Below are 16,982 nucleotides of genomic sequence, written 5' to 3'. Positions count from 1 at the left end.
ATGGAGAGAGATTTGAGCGCAATCTCAGCCAGGGCAACCCGATCAAGCTGGAACGAGGAAGGACGGTTTGGTCTGCGCTCAGCCGCAGAAGCGACGGATGGCGCGCAGCCAGTTGCCGCCGAGGATGGCGGCGGCGTCGGTTTCCGAATAACCGCGATCAAACAGACCCTGGGTCAGGTTGGCCAGCTTGGCGACGGAATCGATGCCGGTCGGGTAGCTCTGCCGCCCGAAGGAGGACAGCGGCCCGAAGATGTCGGGGCGGCGGGTGCGCCACGTCACCACGCTGGGCGGGGCGACCACCGTCGCTTGGTCCTGATAGGCTTCAACGTAATCAACGCCGATGCCGACATGGTCGACGCCGCTGAGCTTGACCAGATAGTCGATGTGGTCGAGGAAGTCGTTCAGCGTAGGCGTTCCATCGGCCAGCGATTGCGGCAGGCCGCAGGCGCCCATCATGCCGCCTTTGGCGGCCATCGCCAGCACGGTGGCGTCTTCGGTGTTGCGGCCGTTGCGGCGCAGGCCGTCGGCGTTGGAATGGGTGCAGACCGGCGCGCGCGACAGCGCCGTCGCCTCCGCCCGCGTGCGATGGCCGCAATGGGAGAGGTCGAGCATGATTGGCAGACCGTTCGCCAGCTCGATCAATTCCTCGCCCAGATAGGTCAATCCGGCGTCGCGCTTTTCGCCGCAGCCGTCGCCAAAGCCGTTGGCCGTGGTGTAGGCCAGCCCGAAAAAGCGGACGCCCAGCCGCACCAGGAACTCCAGCCGCCACAATTGATCCTCCAGCATGCTGGCGCCCTGGGTGCCGAACACCACGCCCAGCTTGCCCTTGCCCTTGGCGGCGAGCAATTCGTCCGCCGTCGTGCAGAGCGTCAGCAGCGGGTTCTTTTCAATGGCGTTCAGATGGCCGTCTATGGTGCGCAGCACTTTGTCCCAGCTTTCCTCCAACGCCACGGTCACGTTGGTTCCGTTGACGCCGCCGGACAGGCAGCGCTCGGTGTAGGGTTCGCGCAGCACATACGCGATGGACAGGCCGTCAAAGACAAAATTTTCGTCGTGAAAATGGCGCGCGTGGTCGTTGGCGGTCACGGCGTGACCGGCCTGAAGGGTGGCGGACATGGAGAGACTCCAGTGATGGATGCGGGGCGGCTGGCGCGTCAGCCTTGCAGGAAGCGCGCGATGGAAAAGGGATCCAGCGGCGTCGAGGTGGCGCCGGCGTCGATCAGTTCGGCCATGACGTCGCCGACCCCCGGCCCAAGCTGGAAGCCGTGGCCGCAGAAGCCGAAGGCGTAATAGAGTCCAGGAACCCGGCTGCTTGGCCCCATCACCGGACGGTCGTCGGGCAGATAGGCTTCGATCCCGCTCCACACCCGGATGATGTTGACGTTGGCGAGCGCCGGAACCAGCCGCTTCAACTGCGGCAACTGATTCATCGTGTTGGTCGGCAGCACATAGGAGCGGCGAAGGTCGGGATAGGCCGGCCCCCGGTTGCCACCGCCGAAGATCACGTTGCCGCGCGGGATCTGGCGTAGATAGACCACCTCTTCGGTGACGGTGGTGGAGACGCCCAGCACAGGTTGGATCCGGTAGGGCAGCGGCTCCGTCACGCCCATTTGCGGGCCGTGAACGCTCTGCGGCACCGGCTCGCCAAACTGGCTGGACAGATGCGTTCCCCAAGCGCCAGCGGCGATCAGCAGGGCGGGCGCGCGGAATTGCCGTCCGTCGGTCGCGGAGACCAGGAAATCCTCGCCCGTCTTTTCAACGACGGCGATTTCGGTGTTTTCAAACACCTGCGCCCCGTTGCGCGCCGCCGCGCGGCCAAAGGCGGGGGCGGCCAGACGCGGGTTGGCGTGGCCGTCGGTCGGCGAATAGGAACCGGCCAACGCCTCCGGCCCGATGAAGGGGAAGCGTTCGCGCAGGGCGTTGCGCCCGATCATCTCCAGATCCAGGCCATAGGTCCGCGCGTCCTTGGCGTATTGCTCCAACACGCCAACCTGTTCGTCGCGGTAGCAAATGCGGATGTGGCCGGTCGGCAGGAATTCGGCGTCCTCGCCCAACAGCTCGTTCAAGCGGCCCCAGATGGCGCGGGAACGGTTGGCGAGCGGCAATTGCGGCAGGAAGCGGCCCTGACGGCGGACGTTGCCGAAATTGACGCCGCTGGCCTGCTGGCCGACCAGCCCGCGTTCCAGCAAAATGACGGAACGCCCGCGTTGGCGCAAAAAGAAGGCGGAGGCGGCGCCCATGATCCCGCCGCCAACGACGATGACGTCGGCTTGGGCCGTCGGTGTCTTGATCGGGTTCATGCCGGGGTTCCCTGTTCAGTTCCCTTTTGATCGGCCAAGGGGGTGGCGGAGAGCGAAAAGGGCTTGACCGGAGCTTGACCGCGCAGCCGCCCGACGCTTTCCACCGGGGTGTCGATGGCGGCGGCGATGATTTCGGCCCCGGCCTGCCCGCAATAGCGGCCCTGGCAGCGGCCCATGCCGACGCGGCTGAAGGCCTTGGCGCGGTTGGCCTCCGTCGCGCCCATCGCGCGGGCGACGCGGCGCAGTTCCCCGGCGGTGATCGCCTCGCAACGGCAGACGACGGTCTCGTCGGGAAGCGCGGCGGCGTTGGCGGCGGGCCAGGGGAAAGCCTCGACCAAGCCACGACGGAAGCGGTCCATGCGGGCGCAATCACGGCGCAGCGCGTCGATCCGCCCGTCGGCGACGTCATGGCCCAGATCGCGCAGCGCGGCCAACGCCGCCAAGGCTCCGGCGGCTTCGGCCCCGTCGGCCCCCAGGATGCGCGCGCCGTCGCCCGCCAGATAGACTCCGGGAACGCTCGACCGTCCGTCGGCGTCGATTGTCGGAAGCCATTGACGGCTTTCGGCGTCAAAGGCGAAGTCGCAGCGCGCCAGATCGGCCAGTTGGGTTTCCGGGCGCAGGTGGTAGCCCAACGCCACCGCGTCGCAGGCGATCTCCCGCACCCGTCCGGCGCGGTCGCGCAGAACCAGCCCGGACACCCCGGCGTCGGGCGTCCCGGCGATCTCCACCGGGGTGACGCCGGTTTCCACGGGAATGCCAGCCCGCTTCAGTTTGGCGACCAGCGCCAACCCCTTGGCCAGCACCGCCGGGCGCGCCAGCAGCTTGGGCAGCGCCTTGACGCGCAAGGCGAAGGGCGAGGTGTCGAACACCCCGGCCACCTCGGCCCCCGCCGCCTGATATTGCGAGGCGACGAGGTAAAGCAGCGGCCCGGTCCCAAGGAAAGCGACCCGCCGACCGATCGACACCGCTTGCGCCTTCAGCGCGATCTGCGCGGCGCCCAGGCTGTAGGTTCCCGACAGGTTCCAGCCCTTGACCGGCATCAGCCGGTCGGTCGCCCCCGAACAGACGATCAGCGCGTCAAAGGGAATATCCTGCGTCTGGCCATGGTGGACGGTGTGCAGGACACCCGGCGTCACGTTCCAGGCCAGCGTGTCGGGGCGGTAATCAACCCGGCGGCGCAAACCGTCGAACGCGGCGTGCAGCGCCGTCGCCTTGGCCGCCTCGGTCCCATAAAGCTTGGACGGCGGGCGGGAAAAATTGTCGGGCTGACGGCGGTAAATCTGGCCGCCATCGCGCGATCCCTCATTGATGACGATGGGAGCAAGCCCGGCCTCGGCCAGAATTTCGGCGGCGCGGACCCCAGCGGGGCCGGCACCGACCACGATCACGCGAGAACCGGCCACGACGCCTCCGGCTGTTCGGTCGCGATGGACAGGCCATCGGCGACGCTGGTGGAGCAGGCGCGCAAACGCCCGCCGTCGCTGGTCCACACCCAGCAATCCTGGCAGGCGCCCATCAGGCAGAAGCCCGCGCGGACGCCGTCGCCAAACTCCGACCGACGCAGAGCCGCGCCGTTGGACAGCAGCGCCACCAGCAGCGTGTCGCCTTCCAGGGCGGTGGCTGCGCGTCCGTCGATGGTGAAGCGCACGGGCGTGCGTCCGGTCTCGTCCAACCGGACAAAGCGGGGGTGTCGGGGCGGACCGGCGTCTGGCCCAACCCTGTCCGACCCGTCGGGGTCTCGATGCATGGGTGTCCTCCTGATGGGGAACCAACCCTGCGCGGGCGCCTCATTCGTCCTTTTGGCGTCCGAACAGGCTTTCGATGGGGTAGTAATTCTTGATGAAGGGCGACTTGATGACGATGTAGCTAAAATACTTCTCGATGCCGATGTTGCGCTCCAACAGCTCTTCGATGATTTCCTGATAGTGGTTCACCCCTTGGGTGATGAACTTCAGCAGATAATCATAGCCGCCGCTGACCAGATGGCATTCGATGATCTCATCAACGCCGCGAATGGCGGCCTCGAAGCGGGAAAAATCGTCGCGCCGGTGATCGGACAACGTCACCTCGGTGAACACCATCAGCGTGTTGCCCAGCTTCTGAAGCTGGATCTGCGCGCCGTAGCCGGTGATGTAACCGGCCTTTTCCAGCCGCTTCACCCGCATCAGGCAGGGGCTGGGCGACAACCCGACCGCGTCCGCCAGATCGACGTTGGTCACGCGTCCGTTCTTCTGGAGCTGTCCCAAAATCTTCAGGTCGATGCGGTCGAGCTTGAAGGGCATGTTCATCGGGCTTGCCTGTCCTGATCGTCGCGTCGGTGAAGGGGGCGGAAGGAAAAGGGGTCTTTCGCCAATGCGGCATCATGTCGCCCCGGCGGCGGGGGCGCAATCAATGCCGCCCCCAGCCTACGCCTTCGCCAGCGACCGGCGCACCTCCGGTTCATCCAGGACTTGATCGAGCGTCAGGGCCAGACGGGCCAGCAGAAGGTCCATTTCCTCATGGTTGCAACAGAGGGCCGGGGCCAGTCCGATCACGCCGTCGCCAAAGGCGCGGAAGATGATCCCGTTGGCGTAGCCGCGCGCGGCCAGCCGGTCGGCCAGACGCAGATCGGGGGCGAAACGGGCCTTGGTCGTCTTGTCGGCCACCAGTTCCAGCGCGCCCAGCAAACCGGCGCTGCGGGCGTCGCCGACCAGCGGGTGATCGGTCAACGCCTCCAGCCCGGCCTTGAAGCGCGGGGCCACCGCCTGCCCGTTGGCGAGGATCCCGCCTTCGGTGTAGAGCCGCAGCACCTCCAGCCCGACCGCCGCGCTGACCGGGTGGGCGGAATAGGTGAAGCCATGGCCGATGGGCAGATCGGGCGTGGCGCCGTCGGCGATTCCGGCGTAGATCCGTTCGGACATCAGCACCGCCCCCATCGGCGCATAGCCGGAGGTCAGGCCCTTGGCCACCGTCATCAGGTCGGGGACCACCGATTCCGTTTCGCAGGCGAACAGCGGGCCGGTGCGGCCAAAGCCGGTGATGACCTCGTCGGCGACGAACAGGATGTCCAGTTCGGCGCAGGCGTCGCGCACGGCGGTCAGCCAGCCCGGCGGCGGCACGATCACCCCGCCCGATCCCTGCACCGGCTCGCAGAAAAAGGCGGCGACGCTGTCGGCCCCGAGTTCCGCGACCTTGGCCTTCAACTGCGCCACCGACTGGGCGATGACCGCCGCCGGATCGCCGCCAAGCGGGTTGCGGTAGGGGTAGGGCGACGGGATGTGATGCTGCCAGGGGCGCGGCACGTCGAAATTGCGGTGGAAGGCCGGCAATCCCGTCAGGCCCGACCCCATCATGGTGGAGCCGTGATAGCCGCGCTCCAGCGCGATGATGTTCTTCTTGGCGGGGCGTCCGGTGGCGTTGAAGTAATGGACGATGTAGCGGATGGCGGAATCCACCGCGTCCGACCCGCCCAGCGTGAAATAGACCCGGTTCAGGCCAGGCGGCGCCAGTTCGGCCAGACGGGCGGCGAGTTGGATCGCCGGTTCGCTGCCAAAATGGAAATAGCCGGTGGCGTAGGGCAGGCGGGTCATTTGGTCGGCGGCGGCCTTGACGATGCTGTTCTGGCCATAACCGACATTGACGCACCACAGCCCGGCGAAGGCGTCGAGCAGCTCATGCCCTTCGGAATCGCGCAGAAACATGCCCTGGCCGGATTCCAAAACGGTGACGCCGCGCGCCTCGTGGCCACGAAAGGAGGTGACGGGATGGATCAGGTGATCGCGGTCAAGTTCGAGCAGGGAGTTCGGGCGCATGCTGTCCCCATCTTTCGTGTGTGAACCCATGATACCCCCGGCGATGCCGCGCAAAAATCCGGGGTTGGGCCGTGGATCGGTGAGAAATGTCGTTGTGAGCCGCCACGCGGCAGAGCCTGCGGGCAATTCCGGCGGGGGGTCAGCCCAGCGCGTCGGCGATGGCCTTGCCGCAGGTGACGGTGTCGGCGCGCCCTTTGATGTCGGCGGTGCGCAAGGCCGGTTCGGCCAGCACGGTTTCAATGGCGGACAGGATCGCGGCGGCGGCCTCGCGCTCGCCCAGATGGTCGAGCATCATCGCCGCCGACCAGATTTGCCCGACCGGGTTGGCGATTCCCTTGCCCGCGATGTCGGGGGCCGATCCGTGCACCGGCTCGAACAGCGAGGGCGCGGCGCCGCTTGGGTTGATGTTGCCCGACGGCGCGATGCCGATGGTTCCGGCGCAGGCCGGGCCAAGGTCGGACAGGATGTCGCCGAACAGGTTCGATCCCACCACCACGTCGAAACGGTCGGGGTGCAGGACGAATTGCGCGGTCAGAATGTCGATGTGCTGCTTGTCCCAGCGGACATCGGGGTATTTCCGGGCCATCGCCTCCACCCGCTCGTCCCAATAGGGCATGGTGATGGCGATGCCGTTGGATTTGGTGGCCGAGGTCAGATGCTTTTTCGGGCGGCTTTGGGCGAGATCGAAGGCGTAGGCCAGAATCCGGTCCACGCCGTGGCGGGTCATCACGGTTTCTTGAATGACCACCTCGCGCTCGGTGCCGGGGAACATGCGGCCGCCGACGGAGGAGTATTCGCCTTCGGTGTTCTCGCGCACCACCCAGAAATCAATGCTGCCCGGCTCGCGCCCGGCGAGCGGGCAGGGGACGCCGGGCATCAGCCGCACCGGGCGCAGATTGACATACTGGTCGTATTCCCGGCGGAACTGGATCAACGATCCCCACAGCGAGACGTGATCGGGCACCGTGGCGGGCCAGCCGACCGCGCCGAAGAAAATGGCGTCGGGGGCGCCGATGCGCTCCTTCCAATCCTCCGGCATCATCGCGCCATGGCGGGCGTAATAGTCGCAGCAGGCGAAATCATGCCATTGCTGTTCAATGGTGAAGCCAAAGCGCGCCGCTGCCGCTTCCAGAACGCGGACGCCTTCGGGAACCACTTCCTTGCCGATGCCGTCGCCGGGAATGACGGCGATGCGGTAGCTTTTCCGCGCCATGCTGTTGCGCTCCCGTGATGGGGGGGTGGGCTGGGATTAGCCCAGCTTCAGGCCGCCGAGATGGAAGGCCTTGGTTTCCAGATATTCCTCGATGCCCATCTGGCCGCCTTCGCGGCCCAGACCCGATTGCTTGACGCCGCCGAAGGGGGACATCTCCATCGACACCGACCCGGTGTTCAGCCCGACCATGCCGAACTCCAGCCGTTCGGCCACCCGCCAGGCCCGGTGCAGATTCTCGGTGTAGAAGTAGCTGGCGAGGCCGTAGGGCGTGCCGTTGGCGATCTCCAACGCCTCCTCTTCATGGCGGAAGCGGAAGAGCGGGGCGACCGGGCCGAAGGTTTCCTCGTTCGCCAGCCGCATCGCCGTGGTGGCCCCGGTCAGCACCAGCGGGGCGACGAAGCGGCCCGGATCCTGATCGTGCGCGCCGTGGGTCAACGCCGTGGCCCCATGGGCCAGCGCGTCCTCGACATGCTCGCGCACCTTGGTCACGGCGGCGTGGTTGATGAGCGGGCCGATGGTCGCGCCCGGCGCCGTGCCGGGGGCGACGCGCAGCCGCGCCACCTCCTGAGCCAACCGGGCGGCGAAGGCGTCGTGAACGCCGTCCTGCACCAGAATGCGGTTGGCGCAGACGCAGGTTTGCCCGGCGTTGCGGAATTTGCTGGCCATCGCCCCGGCCACCGCCTGATCGAGATCGGCGTCGTCGAAGACGATGAAGGGGGCGTTGCCGCCCAGCTCCAGGCTCAAGCGCTTGATGGTGTCGGCGGATTGCCGCATCAGCAGGGCGCCGACGCGGGTCGATCCGGTGAAGGAGATTTTGGCGACCGTCGGGTTGCCGGTCAGCTCCGCCCCGATGGCGTCGGGCCGTCCGGTGACGACGCTCAAGACGCCCTTGGGCAGGCCCGCCCGTTCGGCCAGAACCGCCAACGCCAGCGCCGAATAAGGGGTGAGTTCCGATGGCTTGACCACCATCGTGCAACCGGCGGCCAGCGCGGGCGCGGCCTTGCGGGTTATCATGGCGATGGGGAAGTTCCACGGCGTCACCGCCGCCGTCACGCCGACCGGCTCCTTCATCACCAGGATGCGGCGGTCGGTCTGCGGGGCGGGGACGCTGCCGCCGCCGATCCGCCGGGCCTCTTCAGCGAACCATTTGATGAAGGCCGCGCCATAGCGCACCTCGCCCACCGCCTCCTCCAGCGGCTTGCCCTGCTCGGCGGTCAGAATGCGGCCCAGATCCTCGGCGTTGTCGAGCACCAGGGCGTGCCAGCGCTCCAGAAAGGCGGCGCGGTCGGCGGCGGTGCGGCGGCGCCAGGGTCCGAAGGCGGCGGACGCCGCCGCGATGGCGTCGCGCGTCTCGCTGGCGCCACAATCGGGGATGGTTCCGATCACGGCGCCGGTCGCCGGATCCTCGACGGGCAAGGTCGCGCCGGACGCGGCGGCGACCCAATCACCGCCGACGAAGGCGGATTGAATCAGCAGGGACGGATCGCGAAGCTCGATGCTGGGCATGGGGACGGCCCTCAGTAACCGCGCGTCCGGTCGATGAGGCCGCGCATCGGCTCTCCCGCCCGGTGGCGTTGAAGATTGTCGAGAAGGATGGCGAAGGCGCTCTCCGGCTGAGTCATGCTGGCGATGTGCGGCGTCAGGATGATGCGCGGGTGCGTCCAGAATGGGTGATCGGGCGGCGGCGGCTCCTGCTCCGCCACGTCGAGCACGGCGGCGGACAGACGGCCACCGTCCAATGCGGCGAGCAGGTCGGCTTCCACCAGATGCCCGCCGCGCCCGGTGTTGACCAGCGCCGCGCCATCGGGCAATTGGGCGAACAGGTCGCGGTTCAGGATCCCGCGCGTCTCGTCCGTCAGCGGCAGCAGGCAGATCAAAATGTCGCTGCGGGCGAGGAACTCGGGCAGCTCATCAGCTCCGGCGAACGTGCGCACGCCGTCCAGCGCGCGCGGCGAGCGGCTCCATCCGGCGCAGTCAAAGCCGAAGCCGCGCAGCCTGTCCAAGACAGCCGTGCCCAGCACGCCCAATCCCAGCACGCCGACGCGGCGCTTGGTGGCGGGGCGCAGGCGGATTTGCGTCCAGACCTTCGCCCGCTGCTGGTCCAGATAGTCAATCAGATTGCGGTGCAGGCTGAGCGTCGCCAGCGTCACATATTCAACCATGCCGTCGGCGATGCTGGGGTCGAGCATGCGGACGACCGGCAGATCGGGCGGCAGCGCCGTCACGTCGAACTGATCGACCCCGGCCCCGACCGAAAAGAGAACCTCCAGATTGGGAAAGCGCGTCGCCAGATCGTCGGGCGGCATCCAGGCCATCAGGTAACGGACCTCCGCCGGATCGCCGACGTCCGGCCACTGGCGAAACGCCAGGTCGGGGAGCTGTTCCGCGAACAGCCGCGCCCATTCGGCGCCGCGCGCCGCTTCGGCCTTGTAGAGGAAGGTCATGGAAAATCCTGTCGGCAAGGAAGGAAAATCAGCCCAGCGCCTGGCTGACGATGGCCCAACCGCGCGGCGTCTGGCTGCGGGGCTGTTCCGGCCCACGCCGCATGGTGATGACCGGGCTTAGACCAACCAACCCCAGATCATCAAGCCACTCCGACAGACCGCTGTCGCCCGGCACGTCCACCCGGATGAACATGCCGGGATTCGAGGCGACCCAGTGCGAGATCAACGCCTTGGCCCCGTCGATGGTCGGGGCGATCACCGGCCCGACGGCGGCGCCGTACCCGAAGCGGCGGAGCAGCGCGAAGCCGACCGGCTCGCCGTCGCGGTCAAGGATGACGCCCTCGGCCTCCTCCAGCAACGCGGCGATCAGCGGGCCGCGCGGCATTCCGACCGTCTTGGCGTCGAGCGCCACCAGCGCGGCGGCGTCGCCGCGCCCGATGGGGCGGATGCGCTCCCCTTCGCCCAACGCCACCACCGGCACCGAAAAGGCCGCGCCCTGGTGCTGGTGGATCTCGCCGATGGGGGCGAAGCCCAAGGCGCGGTACAGCGGCAGCCCCGCCTGCGTGGCGTTCAGGAACACGGCGCGGTCGCCAAGCGCGTCCAACAGACCGTTCATCAGACGCTTGCCGACGCCGCCGCCTTGGCAATCCGGGCTGACGATGACCATGCCCAGCGTCGCCGCGTCGGGACCATAGGGCCAGCACATGCCGGTGCCGATCACCACGCCGCCGCGTTCGGCGATCAAACCCTGGCCCAGCGCGAGGTTGAACGCCCAATCCTCAATCCGGTGGGGCCATTTGACGGCCCGGCACAGGCCGTGGGCGGCGGCCAGATCATCGGCGGTCATCGGGCGCAACGAAACGTCGGGCTGCGTCACTGCATCGGTCACGTTTGGCTCCTCTGGTGCGCCGCCTCAAGGGCGACGTTCCGAAGGCGGGGTCCGACGGCTTGCCGGACCGGCCTTCGTCACACTGTTATTCTGACCGTTTCGACAAAGTATGCGCTGCTGTTCTCAGGCTTGGATCGGCTATTTTCCGTGCGTCCGGCGCGATCACGCGGCAGCAAATGCTGCGGCTTTCCCATCAAGCGGGCGCGTCTTGCACCGCGTAGATTTTGCGCACGTGAATGGCGCTGGTCCAGGCGCAAGGCGCGCCGCGCGGCACAAACACCGTGTCGCCCGCAACCACCCTGTGCGCCGCGCCAGACTCGTCCGTCAACGTCACCTCGCCCTCCAGAATGTGCATCAGCTCGTTGACCCGGTGGGGAATGAGGCGGCGCGCGTAGGGGGTGGAGTCCCACACGCCAACGCGCAGCCCGGTGGCCGCGTCATGCGCCTGATTGGCGCTGCGGCAGGCCGGAACCGGACCAAGCAGCAGTTCCGCCGCCGGAGCCGCCGAGGGCGACAGAACCGGCTGCGGATCGACCACAAGCGCGAATACGCCCAGCGCGGGGGCCGACGCGGGCGCAACCGCCGCGCAGAAGCTCCAGGACACCGGCGCGTCGGCCCGCAAACGCAGCGCCGCGCCGCGCGGCAAGACGGCGGCCTGCCCAACGCCCAGCCGCAGGGTGACGGGCGCGTCCGTCTCCATCCCGCTTTCCACCGTCAGCGCCCCGCCTTGGACGATGAGCAGTTCGGTGTGCGGAAAGGCGGACATGAACAGAGTTCCGCCCTCCCAGGCGACGCGCCCCGCCGCCATGGCGGTTTCACCGCTCCAGGCGACGCCGCGCCGCGCCGCGAAGGGATCGGCCTTGCCCAATGAGGTCGGGATCAGCGGCGCGTCGGTGTCGTCAAGGCGCAGGAGGATGGGACGGGACAGGGTGTCGCTCATGGGAAAAGCTCCAGAGAAAGGGAGAGGCTGGGCGGCGTGGGATTGGGCGGCGCGCCTCAGGCCGACAGCCGGGCTTCGGCCAGGGCGCTGTACCAGGCGACGCCGCGCCCGATGATCGCGTCGTTGAAATCGTAGGACGGATGATGCAACGGCGCGTCGCCATTCCCGAATCCCAGCCCGCGCCCCTGACCCAGCCACAGATAGGCTCCGCGCTTGGCTTGCAGAAGAAAGGCGAAATCCTCCGACGCGAAGGATGGGTGTTCCGCCATCTCCGCCCGCTCGCAGGCGATTTTGGCCGCCGCCAGCGCGTGGGCGGCGCACTCCGGGTCGTTGATCGTCGCCGGGTAATAACGGGTGTAAGCGACGTCGATCCGCGTCTCCGTCGCCAGCGCCACCCCGGCGGCGACCGCCCGCAACGACTCCTCGATCCGGTTCTGCACCGCCGCGTCGAAGCTGCGCACGGTGCCGGTCAACGCCACGCTGGCGGGCAGCACATTGTGCGAGCTGCCGCCCTCGATCCGCGTCACCGACAGCACCGCCGAGGCCGAGGGGGCAATCCGCCGGGACACGATGGTGTTGAGTTGCGTCACCAGTTGGCTCGCCGCCAGCACCGCGTCGGGCGTCGTGTGCGGCTGGGCGGCGTGGCCGCCGCGTCCCTCCACCAGCAAATCGAAGCGATCCGCCGCCGCCATGATGGCGCCGGGGCGGGTCCGCGCCTCCCCCGCCGGAAGTTCGGGCCAATTGTGCAGGGCGTAAATCTCGTCCATCGGGAAACGCGCGAACAATCCGGCCTCGATCATCGCCTTGGCCCCGGCCAGCCCCTCTTCGGCGGGCTGGAAGACGAAGACGATGGTTCCGTCGAAACGGCGGGTCCGCGACAGATGCCACGCCGCGCCCAGCAGCATGGTGGTGTGCCCGTCATGGCCGCAGCCATGGAACACGCCATGGCGGCAACTGGCGTGGGCGAGGCCGGTGTTCTCGACGATGGGCAGAGCGTCCATGTCGGCGCGCAGGCCGATGCGGCGGTCGGAGGCGCCGTTGCGCAGCACGCCGACGACGCCGGTGCCGCCGACTCCGGCCGTCACCTCCAGCCCCAACGCGCGCAGTTCGTCGGCGACGCGGGCGGCGGTGCGGTGTTCGGCGTACCCAAGTTCGGGGTTGGCGTGCAGGTCGCGGCGGATGGCGGTCAACGGGGACAGCAGGTCATCCACGGCGGCCAGGGCGTCACGGGATGCGGCGGCGGACATCGGGCGGGGGCCTCCGGCTTGAAAGCGGGGATTGGGTGGGGTCAAGCCTAAGGAAACCAACGCGGCGGAAGACGCCGAAGCGTCCCGCCGGACGGCAAGCGCTGCCGAAATTCCCGACCATACCGGCAGCTTCTGCGCCCCTGGACGCCGCCGGACGCGCCAAGCACAGCGTGCCGTGAACCCCCGCAAATCGGCAGCTTCGCCACGCGGGTTCCACGACAGCAGCGAAAAATGCCGGGGGAGCGGCCTTACCATTTTTCCTGGACGACGGTGCGACAACGACCCAGCGGAGACGTCAGCCATGAGCGCTTTCGATCCAGACAAGATTTCCGTCCCGACCGGCCATTACATCGGCGGACGCTTCACCGACAGCCAATCCCGCAGCATCGACGTGGCCCGCCCATCGGATGGCCGGATTTACGCCGGGCTGCCCATCGCCACGCCCGAGGATGTCGACCGCGCGGTTGAAAACGCCTGGACCGCTTTCAAAACCAGCGGCTGGCCGCGCATGGCTCCCCGTGACCGGGCGCGCATCCTGCGCCGCTGGGCCGATCTGGTCGAGGACGACGTGGAGCGGCTGGCCCCGCTGGAGGCGCTGGGGTCCACCCGCCCGATCCGCGAGGCGGCGAGCTGGGATGTTCCCTTTGCGGCGGAGGGCATCCGCTTTTACGCCGAACACGCCGACAAGCATGGTGGGGAGGTGGTGGCGACCGACAGCGACCGCTTCGGCCTGACCATCAGCGAGCCGTATGGCGTCATCGGCGCCATCGCGCCATGGAATTTTCCGTTGGTGATGGCGTCGTGGAAGCTGGCCCCGGCGCTGGCCGCCGGCAACGCGGTGGTGCTGAAGCCGTCGGAATTGACGCCTTTCAGCGTCCTGCGGCTGGCCGAATTGGCGGTCGAGGCGGGCGTCCCCCCCGGCATCTTCAACGTCGTCCAGGGTGACGGGCGGGTGACGGGCGACGCGCTGTGCCGTCACCCGCGCGTCGCCAAAGTGACGTTCACCGGATCGACCCGCACCGGCGCGGCGATCATGGCGACCTGCGCCAACCATGGCACCAAGCCGGTGACGCTGGAGTTGGGCGGCAAAAGTCCGCAGATCGTCTTCGCCGACGCCGCCGATTTGGACCGAACCGCCGCCACGGTGGCCCGCGCCATCACCGGCAACGCCGGGCAAGTCTGCGTCGCCGGATCGCGCCTGATCGTCGAGGAGCGCGCGGCGAACCAGATCATCGACCGCATCGCCGCCGCCTTCGCCACCCTCCGTCCGGGGGCGACCTGGACGGACGACGCCACCCTGTCGCCAATCATCTCGCAGCCGCAATGCGCGCGGATCGAGGGCATCGTCGAACACGCCAGAGCCTCCGGCGCGACGCTGGTGACGGGTGGGGAGCGGGCGAAAACCAACAGCGGAGGGGCCTTTTACCGGCCAACCCTTTTGACCGGCGTCGCCGCCGACAGCGCCATCGTCATGGAGGAGGTGTTCGGCCCGGTGCTGACCGTGCAGACCTTCCGCGAGGAGGACGAGGCGCTGGCGCTGGCCGCTCATCCCGCCTACGGGCTGGCGGCGGGGGTTCACACCGCCGATCTGGGCCGCGCCCTGCGTTTTGTGCGCGGGCTGGAGGCGGGAACCGTTTGGGTCAACCGCTATGGCCGCAGCAATGATTTCATGATGCCGACCGGCGGCTACAAGCAGTCGGGCATCGGCAAGGATCTGGGGCGTCAGGCCTTTGAGGCCAATCTGCGCACCAAGAGCGTTCTCATCGACATCGCGGCGTCATAGGGGGCGGCGTCATAGGGGGGCGGCGTCATAAGGGCGCCGGTCTCAAAAGCGGAGACGGCAATCCATACCGTTGCGCCCCATCCGAACCACACAAACTGTTTCGCAAGTCCTGCATCTCGAAATCACCGTCTTCGGAACCCGTGCGTTAATACCTCCACAAGGTTTCATCGAGCGCTGCGGCACGCAGACAAAACATCGCCCGTCGGCGATCAGAGCCGACGGGTTCGCACTCTCACTCCAATCCATGGAAGAGACAGAATGACGATTTTTCGCCCGAAATTCATCACCTTCGATTGCTACGGCACGCTGACCAAGTTCCGCATGGGCGACTTGGCGCGCGAACTGTTCGCCGACCGCGTCGCCGCTGACCGCATGGACGCTTTCGTGCGCGACTTCGCCGCTTACCGGCTGGACGAGGTGCTGGGCGCCTGGAAACCCTACCGTCAGGTGATCGTCAACGCGGTGGCGCGGACCTGCAAGCTGTGGGGCTTGGCCTTTGACGAGGCCGAGGCCGCGCGCTTTTACGAGGCCGTGCCGACCTGGGGGCCGCACCCGGACGTGACGGCGGGTCTGCTGGCGGTCGCCAAGGAAATCCCGCTGGTCATCCTGTCCAACGCCTCGAACGACCAGATCCACAGCAACGTCGAACTGCTGGGCGCGCCCTTCCACACGGTGTGCACGGCGCAGGACGCGCAGGCCTACAAGCCGCGCATGCAGGCGTTCGAGCACATGTTCGACCGTCTGGGCTGCGATCCGAAGGACGTCATGCATGTGTCCTCCAGCCTGCGTTACGACCTGATGACGGCGCACGACCTGCGCATCGGCAAGCGCGTTTTCGTCAACCGGGGGCATGAACCGGCCAACCCGGCCTATGGCTATCAGGAGATCCAGGACATTGGCGGGCTGGCCGAGGCCGCCGGTCTCTAACAGCGGCGTCGGCGAGGCGGTTCCGGCCAATCGCCTCGCCCTTCAAGGAGATCGGATGCGATGAAGTTCAGCTCCTATTGGCTCGACAGCGCGCCACCCTTTCAGGGTGGAACCGCCGGTCCGGTCTCGGGCCGGGCCGATGTGGCGGTGGTCGGCGGCGGCTTCACCGGCCTGTCGGCGGCCCTGTCCTTGGCCCGCAAAGGCGCGTCCGTCACCGTGTTGGAGGCGGGCCGCGTGGTCGGCGAAGCGTCCGGGCGCAACGGCGGCCATTGCAACAACGGCATGGCCCACGACTTCGCCGGGGTCGCCGCCACGCTTGGGGTTGAGCGGGCGCGGGAGCTGTATCACGCCTTCGACGCCGGGGTGGACGGGGTGGAGCGGCTGGTGGCCGAGGAGGCCATCGACTGCGGCTTCACCCGCTGCGGCAAGATCAAGCTGGCGGCCAAGCCCGAGCATTTCCCCAAGCTGGCCCGCAGCGCCGAGCTGCTGGCCCGCGAGGCCGATCCCGACATCCGCGTCCTCTCGCCCGAGGATTTGAAAGCGGAGGTCGGCTCGCCGATTTTCCACGGCGGCTTGCTCTACCCGAAGAGCGCCCGCATGCACATGGGGCGTTTCGGCGTCGGTCTGGCCGAAGCGGCGGCGCGGCGCGGCGCGCGCATCCATGAAAACAGCGCAGTCACCGCCATCGACCGGCTTGGCCCGGCGCGCTTTCGCGTCGCCACCAGCAACGGCGTCATCGAAGCCGACCGGGTTCTGGTGGCGACCGGCGCCTCGACCAAGGGGCCGTTCGCTTGGTTTCGGCGGCGGATCGTGCCGGTGGGCAGCTTCATCATCGTCACCGCGCCGTTGCCCCGCGCGGCGCTGGCCGACATCATGCCGGGCAACCGGGTTTGCACCACCAGCAAGAACATCGGTCATTATTTCCGGCTGACCGACGACGACCGTCTGCTGTTTGGCGGACGCGCCCGCTTCGCCATGTCCGACCGCAAATCGGATGAGAAGAGCGGTCATGTTCTGCAAAAGGGCCTGGCGGAAACCTTCCCCCAACTCGGCGCCGTTCCCATCGATCATTGTTGGGGCGGGCTGGTGGACATGACGCAGGACCGCTTTCCCCACGCGGGCGAGCGGGACGGCGTGCATTACGCGCTTGGTTACAGCGGCCACGGGACTCAGATGTCGGTTCTGATGGGCGACGTCATGGCCGAGATCATGACCGGCGGCCGCGCCGTCAACCCCTGGCGGGACCGTGATTGGCCGGCGATCCCCGGCCATTTCGGCAAGCCCTGGTTCCTGCCCGTCGTCGGCGCTTATTACCGCCTGATGGACGTTCTGCATTGACGACGACACCGGGAACGCCCGCGCAAAGGGCGACCCCGCAACACCGATGACGGTCGGCAAACGACCGCGTGGGAGGCGACAGGACCGGCGGCGACCCCGTCCATCCTGTC

General features: G+C 67.9%; 16 protein-coding genes (1 of these 16 cut by a window edge). 4 read left to right on the top strand and 12 right to left on the bottom strand.

Annotation, left to right across the window (positions count from 1 at the left end; all coding sequences use genetic code 11):
* Window positions 1–16: the 3' end of a transposase gene (locus tag D3877_RS14365; RefSeq protein ID WP_147395194.1), read on the top strand. 329 nt of this gene lie to the left of the window's left edge; 16 of the gene's 345 nt are visible here — the last part of the coding sequence; its start codon lies off the left edge, out of view; the stop codon is at window positions 14–16.
* Window positions 17–78: 62 nt separating this feature from the next.
* Here the strand turns inward: D3877_RS14365 and D3877_RS14360 are convergent, their stop codons facing one another.
* The 12 genes from D3877_RS14360 to D3877_RS14305 form a co-directional block, all read right to left on the bottom strand.
* The gene (locus D3877_RS14360) at window positions 79–1,116 is read right to left on the bottom strand and encodes a membrane dipeptidase (RefSeq protein ID WP_119831450.1); all 1,038 of its coding nucleotides are present in this window, start codon (window positions 1,114–1,116) and stop codon (window positions 79–81) included.
* Window positions 1,117–1,154: 38 nt separating this feature from the next.
* Entirely contained in the window at window positions 1,155–2,300 is a 1,146-nt protein-coding gene (locus D3877_RS14355; RefSeq protein ID WP_119831449.1) for an NAD(P)/FAD-dependent oxidoreductase, read from the bottom strand.
* The gene (locus tag D3877_RS14350; protein ID WP_119831448.1) at window positions 2,297–3,703 is read right to left on the bottom strand and encodes an FAD/NAD(P)-dependent oxidoreductase; all 1,407 of its coding nucleotides are present in this window, start codon (window positions 3,701–3,703) and stop codon (window positions 2,297–2,299) included. The genes D3877_RS14355 and D3877_RS14350 overlap by 4 nt, the downstream gene beginning before the upstream one ends.
* Entirely contained in the window at window positions 3,685–4,047 is a 363-nt protein-coding gene (locus tag D3877_RS14345; RefSeq protein ID WP_119831447.1) for a (2Fe-2S)-binding protein, read from the bottom strand. The genes D3877_RS14350 and D3877_RS14345 overlap by 19 nt, the downstream gene beginning before the upstream one ends.
* 40 nt (window positions 4,048–4,087) lie before the next feature.
* Window positions 4,088–4,588 carry an Lrp/AsnC family transcriptional regulator gene (locus D3877_RS14340; protein WP_119831446.1) on the bottom strand — a complete coding sequence of 167 codons (501 nt, stop codon included), beginning with the start codon at window positions 4,586–4,588 and terminating at the stop codon, window positions 4,088–4,090.
* Window positions 4,589–4,705: 117 nt separating this feature from the next.
* Window positions 4,706–6,091, bottom strand: a complete 1,386-nt coding sequence (locus tag D3877_RS14335) for an aspartate aminotransferase family protein (protein WP_119831445.1) — start codon at window positions 6,089–6,091, stop codon at window positions 4,706–4,708.
* Window positions 6,092–6,230: 139 nt separating this feature from the next.
* Window positions 6,231–7,304: a tartrate dehydrogenase gene (locus D3877_RS14330; RefSeq protein ID WP_119831444.1), complete on the bottom strand. Its 1,074-nt coding sequence runs from the start codon at window positions 7,302–7,304 to the stop codon at window positions 6,231–6,233.
* Between the two features lie 36 nt (window positions 7,305–7,340).
* Window positions 7,341–8,810: an NAD-dependent succinate-semialdehyde dehydrogenase gene (locus D3877_RS14325; RefSeq protein ID WP_119831443.1), complete on the bottom strand. Its 1,470-nt coding sequence runs from the start codon at window positions 8,808–8,810 to the stop codon at window positions 7,341–7,343.
* Between the two features lie 11 nt (window positions 8,811–8,821).
* Window positions 8,822–9,748 (bottom strand): 2-hydroxyacid dehydrogenase, encoded by a 927-nt coding sequence (locus D3877_RS14320; RefSeq protein ID WP_119831442.1) that lies wholly within the window; start codon window positions 9,746–9,748, stop codon window positions 8,822–8,824.
* Window positions 9,749–9,776: 28 nt separating this feature from the next.
* Window positions 9,777–10,637 carry a GNAT family N-acetyltransferase gene (locus D3877_RS14315; RefSeq protein WP_199720811.1) on the bottom strand — a complete coding sequence of 287 codons (861 nt, stop codon included), beginning with the start codon at window positions 10,635–10,637 and terminating at the stop codon, window positions 9,777–9,779.
* Window positions 10,638–10,830: 193 nt separating this feature from the next.
* Window positions 10,831–11,577, bottom strand: a complete 747-nt coding sequence (locus D3877_RS14310; RefSeq protein ID WP_119831441.1) for a cupin domain-containing protein — start codon at window positions 11,575–11,577, stop codon at window positions 10,831–10,833.
* A gap of 56 nt (window positions 11,578–11,633) precedes the next feature.
* A complete protein-coding gene (locus D3877_RS14305) occupies window positions 11,634–12,824 on the bottom strand; it encodes an amidohydrolase (RefSeq protein WP_119831440.1) in 1,191 nt (396 codons plus the stop codon).
* 301 nt (window positions 12,825–13,125) lie between these two features.
* Here D3877_RS14305 and D3877_RS14300 point away from each other — a divergent pair, with 301 nt between their 5' ends.
* The 3 genes from D3877_RS14300 (at window position 13,126) to D3877_RS14290 (ending at window position 16,872) form a co-directional block, all read left to right on the top strand.
* On the top strand, window positions 13,126–14,607 hold the full coding sequence (locus tag D3877_RS14300) for an aldehyde dehydrogenase family protein (RefSeq protein WP_119831439.1): 1,482 nt from the start codon (window positions 13,126–13,128) through the stop codon (window positions 14,605–14,607).
* 258 nt (window positions 14,608–14,865) lie between these two features.
* Window positions 14,866–15,534, top strand: a complete 669-nt coding sequence (locus tag D3877_RS14295) for a haloacid dehalogenase type II (protein WP_119831438.1) — start codon at window positions 14,866–14,868, stop codon at window positions 15,532–15,534.
* A gap of 60 nt (window positions 15,535–15,594) precedes the next feature.
* Window positions 15,595–16,872 carry an NAD(P)/FAD-dependent oxidoreductase gene (locus D3877_RS14290; RefSeq protein WP_119831437.1) on the top strand — a complete coding sequence of 426 codons (1,278 nt, stop codon included), beginning with the start codon at window positions 15,595–15,597 and terminating at the stop codon, window positions 16,870–16,872.
* The last annotated feature ends 110 nt before the right edge of the window (window positions 16,873–16,982 follow it).

This window comes from Azospirillum cavernae, assembly GCF_003590795.1.
Classification (GTDB): Bacteria; Pseudomonadota; Alphaproteobacteria; order Azospirillales; family Azospirillaceae; genus Azospirillum; species Azospirillum cavernae.
Note: the sequence above shows the minus strand (reverse complement) of the source record. Positions and strands in the feature narration are given on the sequence as shown.